Raw genomic sequence first — 14961 nt, 5'->3', positions numbered from 1 at the left:
TTCCTACGCTATGTCCAGAATTCGTCTTGATCTCGTTGTCTTCATCGCCGGCCTGCTCGCAGTGTGCTGGATCGGCGCCGGCTATGTCGCGTCGAACCCGCTCGCGACGGCCGTCACGCTGCTGATCGGCGCGTGCTACGTCGCCGGTGCCTGGGAGCTGCAGCGCTACCGGCAGGCCACCGCCGCGCTGTCGCGCGCGGTGGCCGGCCTGACGGAACCGCCGGCGAAGCTCGACACATGGCTCGATACGCTGCCGCCGGGCCTGCGCGGCGCCGTGCGCGCACGCGTCGAAGGCGCGCGCGTCGCGCTGCCGGGCCCGTCGCTCACGCCGTATCTGGTCGGCCTGCTCGTGCTGCTCGGCATGCTCGGCACGCTGCTTGGGATGGTCGTGACGCTGAACGGCACGGGCGCCGCGCTCGAAAGCGCGACCGACCTCGACGCGATCCGCGCGTCGCTGATCGCGCCGGTCAAGGGTCTCGGCTTCGCATTCGGCACGTCGATCGCGGGTGTCGCCACGTCCGCGATGCTCGGGCTGCTGTCCGCGCTCGTGCGCCGCGAACGGCTCGACGCGGGCCAGCAGCTCGACGCGAAGATCGCGACGACGCTGCGCGTGCATTCGTCCGCGCACCAGCGCGACGAATCGTTCCGGCTGCTGCAGCGCCAGGCCGACGTGATGCCGGCGCTGGTCGACCGGCTGCAGACGATGATGACGACGCTCGAGGCGCGCAGCGTCGCGCTGCACGATCGCCAGATCGAAAGTCAGCAGGCGTTCTTCGATCGTACCGAGCGTGCGTACGCGGGCCTCGCCTCGAACGTCGGCGATGCGCTGAAGGAAAGCGCCGCTGAGAGCGCGCGCGTGGCGGGCGCCGCGCTGCAACCGGTCGTCGCGGCGACGATGGCGGGGCTCGCGCAGGAAATGGCCGCGCTGCGCGATACCGTGACGGGCGCCGTGCAGCGCCAGCTCGACGGGCTGACCGACGGTTTCGAGAAGACCACCGCGAACGTGACGGTCGTCTGGAGCCGCGCACTCGACGACCAGCGTCGCGCGGGCGATGCCGTCGCGCAGCAGCTGCAGACGACGCTTGGCCAGTTCACCGATACGTTCGCGCAGCGCTCGACGCAGCTGCTCGACGGTGTTGCGACGCGCCTCGAATCGACGGAAAGCCGGTTGTCCGACGCGTGGCGCGATGCGCTCGCGCGTCAGGAGCAGGTTGGCGAGACGCTGGCCGGCCAGCATGCGAAGGCGCTCGGCGACGCCGCCGCGACGTTCGAGCGGCATTCGAGCGCGGCGCTCGCCGCGATGCGCGAGTCGCATGCGGGGCTGCAAACGCAACTGGCTGCGCGCGACGAGGAGCGTCTGGCGGCATGGAACGAATCGCTGACCGCGATGGCCGCGAAGCTCGGCGAAGAATGGCAGCGAGCGGGCGTGCACAGCGCGGGCCGTCAGCAGGAAATCTGCGACGCGCTCGCACAAACGACGCGCGACCTCGCGGCACAAGCGTCGACGTTCGAACAACGCTCGAACGATCTGCTCGCAACGATTCGCGATTCGCACACTGGCCTGCAAACGCAACTGGCCGCACGCGATGAAGAGCGTCTGGCGGCATGGAACGAATCGCTGGCCGCGCTGGCCGCGAAGCTCGGCGAAGAATGGCAGCGCGCGGGCGTGCACAGCGCGGGCCGTCAGCAGGAAATCTGCGACGCACTCGCCCAAACCACGCGCGACCTCGCAGCACAAGCGTCGACGTTCGAACAACGCTCGAACGATCTGCTCGCAACGATTTGCGATTCGCACACTGGCCTGCAAACGCAACTGGCCGCACGCGACGAAGAACGCCTGTCCGCATGGAACGACTCGCTGGCCGCGATGGCCGCCGCGCTGCGTGACGAATGGGCGCGGACGAGCGCACAGGCCGCGACGCGCCAGCAGGACATCTGCGACACGCTGACCCGCACCGCGAACGACATCACCGCCCAGGCGCAGGTGCACGCGAGCGACACGATCAACGAAATCTCGCGCCTCGTGCAGGCTGCATCCGAAGCGCCGAAGGCCGCGGCCGACGTCGTTGCCGAACTGCGCCAGCGCCTGTCCGACAGCATGGTTCGCGACACCGCGATGCTCGAGGAACGCAGCCGCCTGCTGGCGACGCTCGAGACACTGCTCGGCGCGGTCAACCACGCATCGACCGAGCAGCGCGCCGCGATCGACGCGCTCGTCAGCACGTCGGCCGACCTGCTCGAGCGCGTCGGCGCGCGCTTCAACGACGCCGTCGATGCCGAAACGCGCAAGCTCGATTCGGTGGCCGCGCAGGTCACGGCGGGGGCGGTCGAAGTCGCGAGCCTCGGCGACGCGTTCGGCGCGGCCGTGCAGGTGTTCGGCGAATCGAACGACAAGCTGCTGAACCATCTGCAGCGCATCGAGGCCGCGCTCGAGAAATCGCTCGCGCGCAGCGACGAGCAGCTCGAGTACTACGTCGCGCAGGCGCGCGAGGTGATCGACCTGAGCATGATGTCGCAGAAGCAGATTGTGGAAGACTTGCAGCAGATCGCCGGTCGGCGGGCATCGGTCGGAGCGTAACGCATGCACGACGAAATCGACGACGGCGCGCCTTCCGCGCCGGTGTGGCCCGCGTTTGCCGACCTGATGTCGGTGCTGCTCGGCGCATTCGTGCTGATCCTCGTCGGCGTGATCGGCATGCAGCTGCAGCTCACGTCGAAGCTCGAGGAGGCCGTGCGCGCGCGCCAGCAGGAGGCGCAGCAGCGCAAGTCGCTCGAAGAGGCGCTCGCCGGGCCGCTCGCGGCCGGGCGCGTGACGTTCGTGAACGGCCGCATCGGCATCAGCGGCAATGTGCTGTTCGCGCTGAACTCCGACCAGCTTCAGCCCGAGGGGCGCGATCTGCTGAAGACGCTCGCCGCGCCGCTGGCCGCGTACCTGAAGACGCGCGACGAGATCCTGATGGTCAGCGGCTTCGCCGACGACCAGCAGGTGCGCGCCGGCAACCGCCAGTTCGCGGACAACTGGGAACTGTCGGCCAAGCGCGCGCTGACGGTCACGCGTGCGTTGATCGACGCCGGCGTGCCGGCGCCGTCGGTATTCGCGGCCGCGTTCGGCTCCGAGCAGCCGGTCAGCTCGAATGCGGACGATGAAGGCCGCGCGAAGAACCGCCGCGTGGAAATCGCGCCGGTGCCGCGCAAGAGCGCATCGAACGGAGGGAAGGCGAAGTGACGGGCGACGCGACCCGCGTGCGCGCAACGCTCGACGCATGGCGCGAGCAGGGCGCCGACCGGCTCGATCCGGTGCGCTTCCATCGGCTCGACGCGCTCGAGAAGCGCGCGGCCGCGCTCGATGGCGACGCGCGCGCGTTGCTCGACGCGCGGCTCGAGACGCTGCTGGAAGGGTTTGCACAGATCGTCTCGCGAGCCGGTGAAGCGGCAGTCGCGAGCGAGACGGTGCAAGCGAACGCGCCTGCGCGCAGCTTGCTCGGCGGGCTCGTCGAGCAGCTCGCGCGCGATGCGCAGGCCGATCGGCGCGGGATCGATCCCGAACTGATCGACTATTTCCGCACGACGTGGTCGAAGGTGCGCACCGAACAGCAGTATCGCCAGTCGCTCGACCAGGTGCCGCGCAACGCGGGGCCGCTCAATTCGAATAGCCTCGTGCATCGGTCGCTCGCGACGATGCGCGAGCTGTCGCCGGAATACCTGCAGCAATTCCTGTCGTACGTCGATGCGCTGGCGTGGCTCGAGGATCTCGCCGGCGGCGGTGGTCAGCCCGAGAAGGAAGCGCCGCGCGCGAAGGCCGCGAAGCCGGCAAAACCCGCGAAGAAGACCACGCGCGCCAAGGCGCGATAGCACACGCTTCCAGCCACGCCGCTCGCCGTCTAGCGCTGCGGCGCCTGCGCGTCGATTGCCGCGCGCAGTGCGTGCAACGCGTCGGTCAGCGCCGACGCGAACGGCGGATGCGCGGCGATGCCCGCCGCATCGAGCTGGCTGCCGAGGATCGGCAGCGTGATCGATGCGCGCTCGACGATATGCGCCGACATCACCGACAGTGTTTCCCTCAGCGCCGCGTCCGCATGCGTCGCACGCGGCGACGCGTTCAATACCGCGACCGGCTTGTACACCACGGCTTCGCATCCCACGACCCAGTCCAGCGCGTTCTTCATTACGCCCGTCACGCCGTGCGCGTATTCCGGGCTCGCGATCAGCACGCCGTCCGCGGCGTTCAGCCGCTCGATCAGGTCGCGCACCGCGGCTGGCGACGGATATTCGGCATCGGGATTGAACAGCGGAAATTCGCCGAGACGATCGAAGCGCGTGATGCGCATTCCGCGCGGCGCGACGCGTGCGGCTGCGTCCAGCAGCGCCGCGTTGTACGACTGCGCGCGCAGGCTGCCGCACAGCGCGACGATCTCGATGCGGCGTTCGGAATCGGTTCGGGGTTCGGTAGCCATCGACGAGCGTAGGGGAAGGTGGCACGCGCGGCGACGCCGCGCGGATTCGACGGATTATCGCATCGGTGCGTGAGCGCCGGCGCGCGCGTTCGCGACGCGGCGCAGGTGGCGCCATTCGTTTCCTTCCCGTGGAAATCTCGCGTCCTGGCGCGCGGCTGCGGGCGTGTCGATCATTCCGGTTGCGCGTGCCAGGTCGCCGAGTGTCCATCCGTTGCCGAGCAACAGCCGGCGCGTATGCAGTGCACCGTAGACGTCGTCCGCGACGGCTTCGCCGAGATAGCGCAGCGCGCGGCCTTCGACGTCGACGAAGCCGTGCCGGTAGTCGTGCGCGAGCGCGTTCCACAGCTGCGCCGCGCCGACCGACTGACGTGCGCCGCTGATCAGGCAGAGGCCCGCGTCGAGCCCCCATCGATACAGCGTCGTCGCGATTCCCTTGCGTTGGGCGGAGCCGCGCAGCCGCGTGTGCGGCGCGCGCAGGTAGCGGTCCGCGCGGCGCGGCAGTTCGGGCAGGCGGTTGAAGATCGTGTAGCCGGCGAGCTGCCGGGCCGACGGATCCTCGACGTAAAGGAAGTATTCGCCGTCGGCCTCGCGGTGGCGCACGATCAGGCCCGAATCGCCGAGCGCGACGGCCGGCAGCCCGTGCAGGCGATGGCCCGGCTGGTGCAGACGCGCGTAGAGCGTGTCGAGTTCATCGTCGATGTCGTGTTGGGAATGCTGTACGTCGATACGCATGGCAAAAGGCGCCCGTCCCGGGCGCATCGAGAAAGGATTTCATCGCAAACGGGAAAGAAAATGGCAGCGGCCCCCGGGCTCGGCGAGCGAGCCGGGGCCGCGAATCAGCTGGGGATGTGCTGGAAACCGGCGGCGATCGCGGCGAGGCCCGCGATGCAGAGTGCGAACAGGATCAGGACTTTGTGAATCACGCCTCTCTCCTCATGAATGCGCGGCGCCGAATGCTGTGCCGCGGAGACGGTGATGGCGGGCACGGCCCGCGCGGCCGTCGTGCGGGACGACGGTCGGAGGTCCGGGCGACGGGCGCGCGGACGGTCAGCACCATACGCGACGGGCACGCGGCGGGCAATCGGACTGACGGAGAAAAGCGACGAAACGCGGAGAATCGCGGTGTTTCGCGACAATTGGTCGCAAGGGGCGGGTTCGCTGAAGCCGCTCGCCGCCTTACACCGCCTGCCGCCCCCCGAACGCGTGCCTGATCCGCGCGAACAGCCCATGCTGCGCGATCCATTCCGCATACGCGCGATAGTCGGGATCGCGCATCAGGTGCCGCTCCTCGGTCTTCGCTCGCGTGTAGTAGATCAGGTTGACCGCGACGAGCCCCGCGCAGTGCATCAGCCCGACCTGCCAGCCGAGCGGCTCGACGAACGGCACCGAGACCATCCAGTACGACAGGTTCTTCGTGATGTACGCCGGATGCTTCGTGAAACGATACGGGCCGGACGTGATGATGCCGCGGTTCGTGAGGTTCGAGAAACGCAGTCCGAACGATATCGTCGACAGTGCATAGGTCATCAGCAGCAGGATGATCGCCGCGCCCCAGATCACGCGCAGCGTCGGCGCGGACAGCAGCCAGTTGTCCCAGAACAGCGAGCCTTCGTAGCGAATGTAGTTGTTCGAGATCAGCGACCAGAACGGCTGGTAGCACATCAGCGCGGCGACCCAGCCGAGCGTGGTCGGCTCGACGGTGCGCACGTGGCTGTCGAGGATGCGGAACGTGCACAGATAGCCGACGGTGCCGAACATCAGGTCCATCGTGAACGACAGGTCGTACAGGAACACGAAGGTCGCGAGCGTCATCGGCGCGTGCAGCGCGTTCGCGAGCGACGCGCTCAGGTGATCGGCGTCCTTCGACAGGTAGACGGTCATCAGCGGCAGGAAGAATGCCTTCACCCCCCAGCCGGCGAGCATCTCGCGCACGGGTTGCCAGCTCGCGGGCTTCTCGCGGCGAAACAGGTAGCGGCCCCACAGGAGGTACGCATCGTCGGTCTCGCGCTGGTGGCGATCCATCCACGCAAAGTAGAACGGCGCGGCGACGATCACGTACGGCGCGAGCGAGCGCAGCAGCGACCAGAAGGGCAGGTAGAACGCGCCGTGATATTCGGGCAGCAGCCAGTAGATCATGCCGATGCCGGCGTAGATCGACGTCAGCGCGCCGAGCCGCGTCGCGACGCGCGCGAGCCCGAGCGGGCGTACGGCCTGTCGCGACAGGCCCGCGCTCGGGCGCAGGTACACGCGCGAGATGAAGATTTCGTGCAGCGCGATCGTGCCGATGATCGCGAGGCTTGCGATGACCGCGCGCGCGGCCGCGTCGAGGTTCGGCTGGTCGCGCGTGATCCACAGCGCGAAGAGACCGGCCGCGATGCCGAGCAGGCCGGCGCGGAATGGCGTGGCGGAACGGGGCGGGCGGTCCTGGACCGCGGCGATGCCGTCGAGCGTGGAATTCATGATCGGATCCTCGTCGGGATGAGGGCCGGCGCCCCCGCTTGGCGGGTGGCGCCGGCCGTCGACCGGGCTTTGGATTGGTATGTGCCCGGCCATTGGCCTGTAGTTCTGATACGTGAAGCGTTACTTCTTCGGCGTGGCGCCGAGCAGGCCGCCGAGCAGGTTCGTCACGGGTGACAGCAGGTTGGTCGCGCCTGCCGTGCTGCCGCCGTTCGAGCTGCCCGTGAGACCGGCCGTGACGCTGCCGCTGCCGGACGGCGTCGTCACCGTGCCGGCCGCGCCGCCCGGGCTGGCCGTGCCGACTGCGCCGAGCGCGCCGGCCGGCGACGTCAGCGAGCCCGTCAGCGTGCCGACCGGGCCGCTCGTCAGCGCACCGCCGAGGTTGCCGGTCAGGCTGCCGCCCGGCGTCGTGACCGTGCCGGTGAGGCTCGCGCCAAGCGGCGTCAGCGCGTTGACGAGGCCGGTGACCGGTGCAAGCAGGCCGCCGATACCCGAGCCGCTGGTACCGCTGGTGCCACTCGTCCCGCTGGTGCCGCCCGTGCCGCTCGAACCGAGGCCGCCGAGCGCACCTGTCACCGTGCCGAGAAGGCCCGTGATCGGCGCGAGAGGGCCGCCGCTGGTGCCGCTCGTGCCGCTGGTGCCGCCGGAGCCGCTCGAACTGCTGCCGCCGCCGAGCCCGCCCGTCAGCGTACCGAGCAGGCCGGTAATCGGCGCGAGCGGGTTGGTGCCGCTGCTGGAGCTGCCGCTGCCGCTGGACAGCAGACCGCCGGCCGATGCCACTGTGTTGCCGAGCTGGGACACGCTGTTGCCGGCGCTCGTGCCGACCGGGTTGCCGGTCGCGCTGCCGATTTGCGAACCGGCGAGCCCGAGGCCGCTGCCGAGCGTGCTCAGCAGGCTGTTGAGCGGGGCACCGAGCATGGTCACGCCGCCGAGCGTCTGCGTGGCGCCGGGCGTCGTGACGCCGCCGGTCAGCGTGTTCGTGATCGGGTTGATCACGCTGCCGAGTTGCGTCTCGAGTTGCTGGACAGGCGCGCTGTTCAGCGCGGTGTTCAGCGCCGATGCGGTCGAGTTCACCGCGGTGCCGACCGTGTTGACCAGACTGCCGACGAGGGTCGTCGCCGGCGCAAGCGGCGACAGCGGGCCGGTGCCGAGGCTCGTCACCGCGTTGCCGAGATTGTTGACCGCGCCGCCGATGCCGGTTACCAGGCCGGTGGCCGACGTGAGCGTCGGGCCGAGCGGGTTCGGCGACACGCCGATCGAGCCGAGCCCGGCCGCGACGCCGTTGCCGAGCGACTGCACGCCGTTGCCGAGGCTGGTGACCGCGTTGCCGATGCTGCTGGCCGTCGTCGGGTTCGTGCCCGGGACTTGGACGCCGCCGATCTGCGCACCGCCGTTCGCGACCGTCGTGCCGAGTGCCGTGACGAGCGTGCCGGTCTGCTGAAGGACATTGCCGAGCGGGGTGACGCCGGTGCCGGAAGTGCCGGAGGTGCCGGAGGTGCCCGAGGTGCCGGAGGTGCCCGAGGTGCCCGAGGTGCCCGAGGTGCCTGAGGTGCCCGAGGTGCCCGAGGTGCCCGAAGTACCCGAAGTACCCGAAGTACCCGAAGTGCCCGAAGTACCCGAAGTACCCGAAGTACCCGAAGTGCCCGAAGTGCCCGAAGTGCCCGAAGTGCCCGAAGTACCGGAGGTGCCCGAAGTACCCGACGTGCCGGAGGTGCCGGAAGTACCCGACGTGCCGGAGGTACCCGAAGTACCCGAAGTACCCGAAGTACCCGAAGTACCCGAAGTACCCGAAGTACCCGAAGTACCCGAAGTGCCCGAGGTACCCGAGGTACCCGAAGTGCCCGAGGTGCCGGAAGTACCCGACGTGCCGGAGGTACCCGAAGTCCCCGAAGTCCCCGAACTACCGCCGCCGCCCGACGTGCTCGGCTTGATCGTCGGCGTGACCGGCCCGTCGACGGAGCCGCAGCCGTACAGTGTGAGCAGCGAAAGGACGGCCAGCGATACCGCCGTCTTCTTCAAGTAATGGTGCATGGTGGCCTCGACATTGGAAGTTGTGTCGGGCCGATTACTGCAAATTCCGCGCCATGACACCTTCCGCGCAATACACCCGCGCTTTGTTGCGGGAATCGGGAATATCGGCGCGATTTAAACGGAGGAACGGTGGTTTCGCGAGATGGGCGCACCCGGTGCGCGGATGGGCATGCCGTGATGTTCCCGTAAGGAACCGTAACGCCGGGCCGGATGTTACGTAGCGTTCGACCCGGCGCGGCGCGTATGACGTGGCCGGTCGCGATCCGAGGGGGCTGTCTTTGACGAAACGTCCGCGCGCCGCGAACATGAAGCAAATCCCCCGGGCCGCAGGCGACGCCGAAGCGGCCACGACTTCAGACAGGACACGACATGAGCGAACAGGACATGGAGCAGGGCAAGGCACGCCGCACCGAGGTGATGGGCGAGGCATTCGTCGAGCGCGCGATGCGTGACCTCGACGGCTTTTCGCGTCCGCTGCAGGACTGGCTGAACGAGCACGCGTGGGGCAGCACGTGGCAGCGCGGCGGAATCGACCTGAAGACACGCAGCCTCTGCACCTGCGCGATGCTGGCCGCGCTCGGCCGCGGCACGGAACTGAAGGGCCACGTGCGTGGCGCCATCAACAACGGCGCGAGCCTCGTCGAGATCCGCGAGGTGCTGCTGCACAGCGCGCTGTACGCGGGTGCGCCGGCGGCGGTGGAGGCGTTTCGCAGCGCGCGCGAGGTCATTGCGGAGCTCGGGCTGTCGCTGCCCGACGACGAAGCCTGACCGGCCCGCCGCGCATCGCGGCCGGCAGGCTCGCCGACGATCAATGCGCGACGTGCGCGCCCTGCGCCGGCGCGTCGATCGGCGCGGCGGCGACTTCGAGCAGCCAGTCCGCCGTCGCATCCGGAATCGTGACCGGCAGCATGTGCCCGCCTTCGACGACTTTCAGCCGCACGCGCGCCGATTTCTGCGCGAGCGCCTCGCCGTGCGTACGCCAGTTCAGGATCGGATCGGCGCGCCCGTACAGCACGTCTACCGGCAGCGACAGGTCCGCGTAGCGGCGCTCCATCGCGGGGAGGTCGACGGGGGCCGACAGCAGGTCCGTCGCCGTTGCGTAGAACACGTGCGGCCGCAGCCCGAGCAGGCCGCCGCCCTTTACAGGGAAGTCGCGCGGCACGGCTTCCGGCGCGAACACCTGGTTCACGGCCTTGCGGCCGGTCAGGATCGTCAGCGGGATCGCGAAGGTCCACGACACGAAGCGGCGCACCAGCGGCGACGGCAGCATCAGCGGCTTGAACGGCGCCGGCGGTTCGGTCTGCTCGTGCGACAGCGGCGCGATCAGCGCGAGCCGGCTCACGCGCTCCGGATGGTTGAGTCCGACCGCGAGCGCGATCGCGCCGCCGAGCGAGTGCCCGACGAGCACGGGGCGATCAAGCTTCAGCGCATCGATGAACGCGGCGATCGTGCGGGCCTGCGCGAACACGTTCGCCTGCGAGCTGGCGCCGCGCAGCGAGCGGCCCGCGCCGGGCCGGTCGACGAAGATCACGCGATGATGCTGCGCGAGCCGCGTGAGCGGCAGGTACGCGAAGTTGCGCCACTGCCCGGCCAGCCCGTGCACGAACACGAGCGGCGGGCCGCTGCCGTATTCGACGTAATGAATGTGGTCGTCGCCGATGTCGACGAAGCGGCCTTCGGGCGGAAACGCGCGCGTCACGCGGCGCGCGACGTAGCCGGAAAACAGCGCGAGCGCGGCGAGCACCGCGACGACGCCGAGCAGCACGTTCTGGATCAGATGGAGCGTATGGCTCATGTCGGCCTCAACGGGTTTCGAGTACGGGTTCGGCAACCGGCGCGGCGGCCGGGCCGGCTTTCGCGCGGCGTTCGAATTGCATCGCGGAATCGGCGAGCCCGCTGAACTTCAGCGACGCGAGATCGAGCACGTAGTTCTGGTGGAATTTCCACGGCTTGCGATGCCCCTGCTTCGGCAGGATGCCGGCCGCGCGCTGGATGTAGCCCGAGCTCAGGTTCACCGCGGGCACGTCGCCGAGATCGCCGGCACCGAGCCGCGGCACGCAGGTGTCGTAGCCGTTCGCGCGCATGTGGTTGAGCAGCCGGCACACGTAGCGCGCGATCAGCTCGGCCTTCAGCGTCCACGATGCGTTCGTGTAACCGAACGACGACGCGAGATTCGGCACGTCGCTGTACATCATTCCCTTGTAGGACACGGTCTTCGGCAGATCGACCGCGCGGCCGTCGACCGTGACGCGCGCGCCGCCGAGCATCTTCACCTTCAGCCCGGTCGCGGTGACGATCACGTCCGCGTCGAGTTGCCGGCCGCTCTTCAGCTTCAGGCCGGTCGGCGTGAAGCGCTCGATCTCGTCGGTGACGATCGATGCGCGGCCCGCACGGATCGACTTGAACAGGTCGCCGTTCGGCACGAGGCACACGCGCTGGTCCCACGGCATGTAGCGCGGCGTCAGATGCTTCGCGACGTCGAAGCCGGGGCCGAGCTGCCTGGCGGCCGCGCGGATGATGAACCGTTTCGTCCGCTCGGGCTTGCGGCGCGACACGTTGTACAGGTACATCGTCAGCAGGACGTTCTTCATGCGCACGAGCCGGTGCGCAACGCGAGACGGCAGCACGCGGCGCAACGCGTTCGCGATCTTGTCGCGCGCGGGCAGCGACACGATGTAGGTGGGCGAGCGCTGCAGCATCGTCACGTGTTTCGCATCGGCCGCCATCGACGGCACCAGCGTGACGGCCGTCGCGCCGCTGCCGATCACGACGACGCGCCGGTTCGCGTACGACAGGTCTTTCGGCCATTGCTGAGGATGGACGATTCGGCCTTCGAACGATTCCATACCGGCCCAGTCGGGCAGGTAGCCGCCGTCATAGTCGTAATAGCCGCTGCACATGTACAGGAAGCGGCACGTGTAGACCAGCGTGTCGACCGCGCCGTCCCGCGTGCGCTCGATGCGCACCGTCCAGCGCGCGCGGTTCGATTCCCAGTCGGCCGCGACCACCTTCTGGCCGTAGCGGATCGTCTTGTCGATGCCGTACACGCGCGCGGTCTCGCGGATGTAGTCGAGGATCGTCTGGCCGTCCGAGATCGCTTTGTCGCTGTGCCACGGGCGGAAGCTGTAGCCGAGCGTGAACATGTCGGAGTCCGAACGAACGCCCGGATAGCGGAACAGGTCCCACGTGCCGCCGAGCGCGTCGCGTGCCTCGACGATCGCGACGCTCGCATACGGGCAGCGTTTTTTCAGGTGATAGGCGGCGCCGATGCCGGACAGGCCGGCGCCGACGATCAGCACGTCGAGGTCGCGGCCGTCGCCGCAGGCGGTCGGCGCGTCGCGCCGGTCGGTCGTCGTCGAGCTCATGCGTGATCCTTGGTCGGTGTGGTCGGGAGCGCGGCCGGTGCATGTGCGCGCTCGAGATTGCGTGCGCGGGCGCGCCGCACGTGGCGCAGCACCAGCCGCTGGTAGCCGGCGCCGAGCAGGCGCGCGAGCTTGTCGAGACGGCGGGCATCGGCGCCCACCAGCACGCGGCGCGCGTTGCGCTCGACGCCGGCGAGGATCTGCCGCGCGGCGTCGTCGGCCGTCGTCGCGTTGATCAGGCGGTTCGCCTGGCGGCGATGGGTCGCTTCGTCCTGGCCCGTGAGCGCGCGGATGCTGGTGTCGACGCGGCTCGCGTCGACGATGCCGGTCGCGACGCCGCCCGGATGCACGCAGGTCGCGCTCACGGGCGCGCCGTCGAGTTCGAGCTCCATCCGCAGCGCCTCGGTGAAACCGCGCACCGCGAACTTGGTCGCGTTGTACGCGCTTTGCGTCGGCATCGCGACGAGCCCGAACAGGCTCGACGTGTTGATCACATGCCCGTCGCCAGACGCGCGCAGATGCGGCAGGAACGCTTGCGTGCCGTGCACGACGCCCCAGAAGTTGATGCCGACGATCCATTCGAGATCGGCGATGCGCGCGGTCTCGGCGCTCGCCGCCAGCGACACGCCGGCGTTATTGAAGATCAGATTGACCTTGCCGTGTTCGGCGCGCACGAAATCGGCCCACGCGAACACCGCATCGCGGTCGGCGACGTCGAGCCGCCGCGTGCTCGTGCGCACGCCGTGCTTTGCGCACGCGGCCGCCGTGCCGGCGAGCCCGACATCGTTGACGTCGGCGAGCGCAACCTCGCAGCCGCGCCGCGCAAGCTCGAGCGCAAGGCTGCGGCCCATGCCCGAACCGGCGCCCGTGATCGCGGCGACCTTGCCGGAAAAACCCTTCATTCGTCGTTCCTCCCGTTCCGCTTGCGCTGCGTCGGCGGCGCGCATATTGTGGTGTTATTCGTCACCACTTTAGTTTTCGGGTGTCCTGATGTCAAATAGCGAAATGGAGAAAGCACTCGAAACGGAAAAACGGGGCCGCGCGTACGGCGGCGTGGCGCCCGAGGTGCGGGCCGCCGAGCGGCGCGATGCGCTGATCCGCGCGGCGACGCGCGTGTTCGGCACGGTCGGGTTCCGCAAGGCGACCGTGCGGTCGATCTGCCAGGAAGCGAAGCTCAACGATCGCTATTTCTATGCGGCGTTCGACAGCACCGAGGATCTGCTGCGCTGCACCTACCTGCATCATGCGCAGCAGTTGCACGACGCGGTCGCGCGGGCGGTGGCCGAGCGCGGCGGCGATTTGAGCGCGCGCGTCGACGCGGGGCTCGCCGCATTCTTCGGATTCCTGCGCGATCCGTGCGCGGCGCGCGTGCTGCTGCTCGAGGTGATGGGCGTCAGCGCGGATACCGACATGACGTATCAGCGGATGCTGATCGACTTCGGCAAGCTGATCATGGCGATCGGCTCCACGCGCGAGGCGGTGACGCCCGCCGAGCGCACCGAGCAGCGGCTCGTCGGGCTCGCGCTGGTCGGCGCGATGACGAACGTCGGCGCGGCGTGGCTGCTCACCGGGTATCGCGACCCGGAGGCGCAGATGGTCGCGAGTTGCAGGAAGGTGTTGCTGGGGACGTTGCGGGAAGCCGGGTGAGGCGGCGACGAACGGACTCGCGCGATCCAGATCCGGTTGCGTCGCAGCGTCATCCGGCGTTTTGGCCCCTCGAGCGTTTCGAACGTGCCGGCGTCGCGGGCCGCGTTTGTCCAAGCGTCGCCTTCATCGCATCGATGAATGCCCGCACCTTCGGCGACGGCAGCCGCGTCGACGGATACACCGCATGGATCCCGGCCGGCGCCGAGCGCCACGCGGGCAGCAGCCGCACGAGCCGCCCGGCCGCGATGTCGTCCGCGATCGAGAAATCCGTCAGCAGTCCGAATGCGCCGCCGGCCAGCACGATCGCCCGGCACGCCGTCGCTGTGTTCGACACGACCGGCGCGACGCAGCGCACCGACGCGTGGCCGCCGCGCATGTCGTGAAGTTCGAGCGTGTGCGGGCGCGACAGCGTCGACAGCATCACGAACGGCAGCGCGGCGAGCGCGTCCGGGGCACGCGGCAGCCCGTACCGCGCGACGAATGCCGGGCTCGCGACCAGCCATTTCTCGTACTCGCCGAGCTGTACCGCGCGATAGTTCGAATCCGCGAGGCGGCCGATTCGGATCGCGACGTCGAGATTGTCCGCGACGAGATCGACGACGCGATCGTTCGCGATGAGTTCGACGTCGAGCCCTGGGTGTGCGTCGCGCAGCGCGACGACGGCCGGTGCGACGACGAGTGCGCCGTAGTCGATCGGCACGCTCACGCGCAGCGTGCCGCGCAGCGGCCCCGCGTCGGAGGACACCGCGTCGAGCGCGCGTTCGGTCGCCCGCACGATGTCGCGGCACGCATCGTAGAACGCGCGTCCCGCATCGGTGACGCTCAATCGCCGCGTGGTGCGGACCAGCAGGTTCGCGCCGACCTCGGATTCGAGCCGCTGCATGTGCGTGCTGACGACCGTCTTCGCGAGGCCGAGCCGCTCGGCCGCGGCCGTCAGCGAGCCGGCATCGACCACCGCGACGAAGATCGCCAGCCGGTTCAGGTTCACGTCGCGAAGATCGGCCATCGGC

General features: G+C 69.2%; 14 protein-coding genes. 5 read left to right on the top strand and 9 right to left on the bottom strand.

Translation table 11 applies throughout. The annotated features are described in order from the left end of the window. The first annotated feature begins 10 nt into the window (after positions 1 to 10). From HW466_RS18290 to HW466_RS18280, 3 genes are read left to right on the top strand one after another with little or no spacing between them, the layout of a single operon-like run. On the top strand, positions 11 to 2578 hold the full coding sequence (locus HW466_RS18290; protein ID WP_176316094.1) for a DUF802 domain-containing protein: 2568 nt from the start codon (positions 11 to 13) through the stop codon (positions 2576 to 2578). 3 nt (positions 2579 to 2581) lie between these two features. Beyond that, positions 2582 to 3226 (top strand): OmpA family protein, encoded by a 645-nt coding sequence (locus tag HW466_RS18285; protein ID WP_059452119.1) that lies wholly within the window; start codon positions 2582 to 2584, stop codon positions 3224 to 3226. Next, a complete protein-coding gene (locus HW466_RS18280) occupies positions 3223 to 3852 on the top strand; it encodes a DUF2894 domain-containing protein (protein ID WP_059848073.1) in 630 nt (209 codons plus the stop codon). Before HW466_RS18285 ends, HW466_RS18280 begins: the two co-directional genes overlap by 4 nt. Positions 3853 to 3881: 29 nt before the next feature. Here HW466_RS18280 and HW466_RS18275 read toward each other — a convergent pair whose 3' ends face one another. From HW466_RS18275 to HW466_RS18255, 5 genes are all read right to left on the bottom strand, one after another. Further along, positions 3882 to 4454, bottom strand: a complete 573-nt coding sequence (locus HW466_RS18275; RefSeq protein ID WP_151005740.1) for an NADPH-dependent FMN reductase — start codon at positions 4452 to 4454, stop codon at positions 3882 to 3884. Between the two features lie 54 nt (positions 4455 to 4508). Continuing rightward, positions 4509 to 5186, bottom strand: a complete 678-nt coding sequence (locus HW466_RS18270) for a histone acetyltransferase (protein ID WP_174905516.1) — start codon at positions 5184 to 5186, stop codon at positions 4509 to 4511. 104 nt (positions 5187 to 5290) lie between these two features. Further along, entirely contained in the window at positions 5291 to 5440 is a 150-nt protein-coding gene (locus tag HW466_RS18265; protein WP_155740752.1) for a hypothetical protein, read from the bottom strand. Positions 5441 to 5630: 190 nt separating this feature from the next. After that, positions 5631 to 6914: an isoprenylcysteine carboxylmethyltransferase family protein gene (locus tag HW466_RS18260; protein WP_059503793.1), complete on the bottom strand. Its 1284-nt coding sequence runs from the start codon at positions 6912 to 6914 to the stop codon at positions 5631 to 5633. A gap of 120 nt (positions 6915 to 7034) precedes the next feature. Further along, entirely contained in the window at positions 7035 to 8942 is a 1908-nt protein-coding gene (locus HW466_RS18255) for a collagen-like triple helix repeat-containing protein (RefSeq protein WP_176316093.1), read from the bottom strand. 369 nt (positions 8943 to 9311) lie between these two features. Here HW466_RS18255 and HW466_RS18250 point away from each other — a divergent pair, with 369 nt between their 5' ends. Then, a complete protein-coding gene (locus tag HW466_RS18250) occupies positions 9312 to 9710 on the top strand; it encodes a carboxymuconolactone decarboxylase family protein (protein WP_151006129.1) in 399 nt (132 codons plus the stop codon). A 40-nt stretch (positions 9711 to 9750) separates the two neighbouring features. Here HW466_RS18250 and HW466_RS18245 read toward each other — a convergent pair whose 3' ends face one another. Genes HW466_RS18245 through HW466_RS18235 form a run of 3 tightly spaced genes read right to left on the bottom strand, consistent with a single transcriptional unit; the run spans position 9751 to position 13206 of the window. After that, positions 9751 to 10737 (bottom strand): alpha/beta fold hydrolase, encoded by a 987-nt coding sequence (locus tag HW466_RS18245; RefSeq protein ID WP_059542846.1) that lies wholly within the window; start codon positions 10735 to 10737, stop codon positions 9751 to 9753. A 7-nt stretch (positions 10738 to 10744) separates the two neighbouring features. After that, positions 10745 to 12307: a flavin-containing monooxygenase gene (locus HW466_RS18240; RefSeq protein ID WP_151006128.1), complete on the bottom strand. Its 1563-nt coding sequence runs from the start codon at positions 12305 to 12307 to the stop codon at positions 10745 to 10747. After that, positions 12304 to 13206: an SDR family NAD(P)-dependent oxidoreductase gene (locus HW466_RS18235; RefSeq protein WP_059770524.1), complete on the bottom strand. Its 903-nt coding sequence runs from the start codon at positions 13204 to 13206 to the stop codon at positions 12304 to 12306. The genes HW466_RS18240 and HW466_RS18235 overlap by 4 nt, the downstream gene beginning before the upstream one ends. Positions 13207 to 13309: 103 nt before the next feature. Here HW466_RS18235 and HW466_RS18230 point away from each other — a divergent pair, with 103 nt between their 5' ends. Next, positions 13310 to 13951 (top strand): TetR/AcrR family transcriptional regulator, encoded by a 642-nt coding sequence (locus HW466_RS18230; protein ID WP_230960319.1) that lies wholly within the window; start codon positions 13310 to 13312, stop codon positions 13949 to 13951. 49 nt (positions 13952 to 14000) lie between these two features. On the opposite strand, the gene HW466_RS18225 is transcribed toward HW466_RS18230, so the two are convergent. Then, positions 14001 to 14957 (bottom strand): LysR family transcriptional regulator, encoded by a 957-nt coding sequence (locus HW466_RS18225; protein ID WP_151006646.1) that lies wholly within the window; start codon positions 14955 to 14957, stop codon positions 14001 to 14003. Positions 14958 to 14961: the final 4 nt, after the last annotated feature.

It is taken from the genome of Burkholderia territorii (genome assembly GCF_902833055.1).
Classification (GTDB): Bacteria; Pseudomonadota; Gammaproteobacteria; order Burkholderiales; family Burkholderiaceae; genus Burkholderia; species Burkholderia territorii.
This window is presented reverse-complemented; position numbering and strand designations above follow the sequence as displayed.

Coding starts and splice junctions, on each gene's coding strand:
- HW466_RS18290 (WP_176316094.1), top strand. CDS start 11: ATGTCCAGAATTCGTCTTGATCTCGTTGTCTTCATCGCCGGCCTGCTC.
- HW466_RS18285 (WP_059452119.1), top strand. CDS start 2,582: ATGCACGACGAAATCGACGACGGCGCGCCTTCCGCGCCGGTGTGGCCC.
- HW466_RS18275 (WP_151005740.1), bottom strand. CDS start 4,454: ATGGCTACCGAACCCCGAACCGATTCCGAACGCCGCATCGAGATCGTC.
- HW466_RS18270 (WP_174905516.1), bottom strand. CDS start 5,186: ATGCGTATCGACGTACAGCATTCCCAACACGACATCGACGATGAACTC.
- HW466_RS18260 (WP_059503793.1), bottom strand. CDS start 6,914: ATGAATTCCACGCTCGACGGCATCGCCGCGGTCCAGGACCGCCCGCCC.
- HW466_RS18255 (WP_176316093.1), bottom strand. CDS start 8,942: ATGCACCATTACTTGAAGAAGACGGCGGTATCGCTGGCCGTCCTTTCG.
- HW466_RS18250 (WP_151006129.1), top strand. CDS start 9,312: ATGAGCGAACAGGACATGGAGCAGGGCAAGGCACGCCGCACCGAGGTG.
- HW466_RS18245 (WP_059542846.1), bottom strand. CDS start 10,737: ATGAGCCATACGCTCCATCTGATCCAGAACGTGCTGCTCGGCGTCGTC.
- HW466_RS18240 (WP_151006128.1), bottom strand. CDS start 12,307: ATGAGCTCGACGACGACCGACCGGCGCGACGCGCCGACCGCCTGCGGC.
- HW466_RS18235 (WP_059770524.1), bottom strand. CDS start 13,206: ATGAAGGGTTTTTCCGGCAAGGTCGCCGCGATCACGGGCGCCGGTTCG.
- HW466_RS18230 (WP_230960319.1), top strand. CDS start 13,310: ATGGAGAAAGCACTCGAAACGGAAAAACGGGGCCGCGCGTACGGCGGC.
- HW466_RS18225 (WP_151006646.1), bottom strand. CDS start 14,957: ATGGCCGATCTTCGCGACGTGAACCTGAACCGGCTGGCGATCTTCGTC.